The sequence below is a fragment of the Rudaea sp. genome (assembly GCF_036383415.1).
In the GTDB taxonomy this organism is placed as follows: Bacteria; Pseudomonadota; Gammaproteobacteria; order Xanthomonadales; family Rhodanobacteraceae; genus Rudaea.
This window is the reverse complement of record NZ_DASVOK010000032.1, coordinates 1-3,041: the sequence shown is the minus strand read 5'-3', so window position 1 is coordinate 3,041 and position 3,041 is coordinate 1. Positions and strand designations below refer to the sequence as shown.

Here is a 3,041-nt window from a genome sequence, read left to right as displayed (position 1 = left end):
CTTTCGAAGTATTCCTGCGTTTGTCGAAGATAAAAGGGCAGCGGCCGCTGACCACGCCCTTCGGAAAAAACAGGCAGGCATCACCGTGTTGTCGCCGGGCCTGCTCAGCAGCGTGCAGGATGGTGGACGCCATGCGGGCGGCGCGATCGGGGTCGGCCGCGCGGGCGCGATGGACGACATCTCGCTGCGTCTGGCGAACATGCTGGTCGGCAACGCGCAGGATGCCGCGGCGCTGGAAATCACCTTGCGCGGTCCGCGCCTGCGCTTCGCAGCCGATACACTGATCGCGATCACCGGCGCGGAAATCGATGCGCGCTGTGGCAACGAAAGCGTGCCGTTGTGGCATCCGGTCCTGCTGCGCGCGGGCAGCGAGTTGAATCTCGGCGGCATGCGTCGCGGCACGCGTGCCTATCTTGCGCTCGCCGGCGGCATCGACCTGCCTGCCGTGATCGGCAGCTGCAGCACCGACATCAACGCCGCGCTCGGACCGATCACGCGCCCCCTGGTCGCAGGCGACGAGTTGTCGTGTATCGCTGCACCGCCGTCGGCGTGCGGCGGATTGTGGAAGGCGCTCGAAGCGGTCGCGAAGGCCGAAAACCGAAATGCCGTCGCAACCGCGTGGTCGCTCGATCCCTCGCCGTGGTTCGACGTCAGCGCGACGCGACCGATCCGCGCGATCGTCGGCACGCATTTCGAACATCTCGATGCCGAATCGCAACGTTTGCTGTTCGGCGGCGAATTCCGCATCGGCATCGATTCGAACCGCGTCGGCTGTCGCCTCGAAAGCGCGTCGATGAGACTTGCAACGCCGATCGAAATGGTCTCGGCCGGCACTGCGCCCGGCACGGTGCAATTGCCGCCCGGCGGCGTGCCGATCGCGTTGACCGCCGAAGCGCCGACGACCGGCGGCTATCCGCGCATCGCGCAAGTCATCGCGATCGACATGCCGCATCTGGCGCAGCGGCGGCCCGGCGATGCCGTGCGATTCGCGCAAACCGATCTCGCCGATGCGCAAATGCGCTATCTTGAGCGCGAACGTGCGCTGGCCAAGCTCGAAAGCTGGATTCGCGCGCGCTTGCTCGGACCCTGGTGACGAACGCGAACATGGTCATCGATCTCAATTGCGACATGGGTGAATCCTTCGGCGCCTGGACGATGGGCGACGATGCCGGCGTGATGCCGTGGGTCAGTTCGGTCAACATCGCCTGCGGTTTCCACGCTGGCGATTTCATGACGATGCAGCGCACGGTCATCCTCGCCGCGGAGCACGGCGTGGCGATCGGCGCGCATGTCTCGCTGCCCGACCTGCAGGGTTTCGGCCGGCGCGAGATGGCGATCTCGCCGAGCGAGGCGCATGCGGCGACGCTGTACCAGATCGGCGCGCTCGCCGCGTTCGTGCACGCGCAGGGCCAGCGCCTGCATCACGTCAAGCCGCATGGCGCGCTGTACAACATGGCGGCGAAGGATGCGAAGCTCGCCGAGGCGATTGCCAACGCGGTGCGCGACTTCGATCCGCGCTTGATTCTCGTCGGTCTCGCAGGCAGCGAGCTGCCGCACGCCGGCGCGCAGCTCGATCTCGTCGTCGCCCACGAGGCGTTCGCCGACCGTCGCTACCGCGCCGACGGTTCGCTCACGCCGCGCCGCGAGGAAGGCGCGGTGATCCACGACGTCGATGCCGCGGTCGCCCAGGCCGTGCAGATCGCGACGCGCGGAAACGCGCCGACGCGCGACGGCAAGCTCGTCGACATCCGCGCCGATACGATATGTGTGCACGGCGACCGGCCAGACGCTGCGGTATTCGCGCAACGGTTGAATGCCGCGCTGAAGAACGCCGGCGTCGGCATCGGACGCATCGCATCGTAACGTCCGCGCAGCACGCATAAAACAACGAAACGGGAGAATCGATGAACTACTGGCCGCTGACCGGCATCGCCGTCGTGATCGTCGGCTTCGCGCTCAAACGCAACCCGGTGCTCGTCGTGATCGCCGCTGGAGTGACGAGTGGGCTCGCCGCCGGCATGGGCATCGGCGACCTGCTCGCGCTGATCGGCGATTCGTTCGTGAGCAACCGTGCGCTGCTGCTGTTCGTGCTGACCCTGCCTGCGATTGGCCTGCTCGAACGCTACGGCCTGCGCGAGCGCGCACAGGCATGGATCGCCTCGTTCCGCAAGCTCTCGCTCGCGCGCCTGCTGATCGCCTACCTCGGCGCGCGCCAGCTGCTGTCGATGCTCGGCATGATCGACCTCGCCGGCCATGCGCAGACCGTGCGCCCGCTCGTCGCGCCGATGAGCGAAGCGGCGGCGCGCAACGACGGCATCGCGCTCGACGACAACGCACGCGAACGTGTGCACGCGCTCGCCGCGGCGACCGACAACGTCGGCCGTTTCTTCGGCGAAGACGTGTTCCTCGCCTTCGGCGCCGTGCTGCTGATCCAGGGGTTCTACGCGCGCAACGGCATCGAACTCGATCCGCTGTCGATCGCGCTATGGGCGCTGCCGACGGCGATCGCTGCGTTCGTGATCCACGCCGTGCGCATCCTGTGGGTTCAACGCGACCTTGAGCGGACGCGCGCGAAAACTTCGGGCGGCGAGGCGACCGATGCTGCGCCTTGAGTACATCTACTGGTTGATGGGCGTCTGGCTCGTGCTCTGCGCGATCTACAACCTGCGCGAGCGACGCTGGTCGATGGCAGCATTCTGGGCCTTGGTCGGTTGCGCGTTCCTGTTCGGCGACGCGATCAAGGCCGCGAGCGCCGCACATTTGCGCTGGCCTGCGCAAATGATGGGGCTCGGCGTCGTCGCTCTCGGTCTGCTCGCGGCGAGCGGCACGATGCAGAAGCATGGATCGCCCGACGGCGAGCGCCGTGATGCCGCCGAGCGCCTCGGCAACACACTGTTCCTGCCCGCACTGACGATTCCATTCGCGACGATCGCTCTCGTGCTCGTCCTTCCGCGCCTCTCGTGGCAAGGCGCCGCGCTGGTCGATGCGGCGCAGGCCACCCTCGTCTCGCTCGGCCTTGCCTGCGTGCTCGCCGCGATCGT

Annotated in this window: 4 protein-coding genes; all 4 read left to right on the top strand. The window is 67.3% G+C overall.

Features of this window, described 5'->3' with window-relative positions; all coding sequences use genetic code 11:
• On the top strand, positions 1 to 1,093 hold a 1,093-nt coding region (locus VF497_RS01095), incomplete at its 5' end, for a biotin-dependent carboxyltransferase family protein (RefSeq protein ID WP_330885404.1).
• Positions 1,090 to 1,863, top strand: a complete 774-nt coding sequence (locus tag VF497_RS01090) for a 5-oxoprolinase subunit PxpA (protein ID WP_330885402.1) — start codon at positions 1,090 to 1,092, stop codon at positions 1,861 to 1,863. The genes VF497_RS01095 and VF497_RS01090, both read left to right, overlap by 4 nt.
• A gap of 41 nt (positions 1,864 to 1,904) precedes the next feature.
• On the top strand, positions 1,905 to 2,612 hold the full coding sequence (locus VF497_RS01085; RefSeq protein ID WP_330885401.1) for a DUF969 domain-containing protein: 708 nt from the start codon (positions 1,905 to 1,907) through the stop codon (positions 2,610 to 2,612).
• Positions 2,599 to 3,041 (top strand): 5-oxoproline transporter, DUF979 family subunit (locus VF497_RS01080; RefSeq protein ID WP_330885398.1); only part of this gene is annotated, 443 nt, incomplete at its 3' end. The genes VF497_RS01085 and VF497_RS01080, both read left to right, overlap by 14 nt.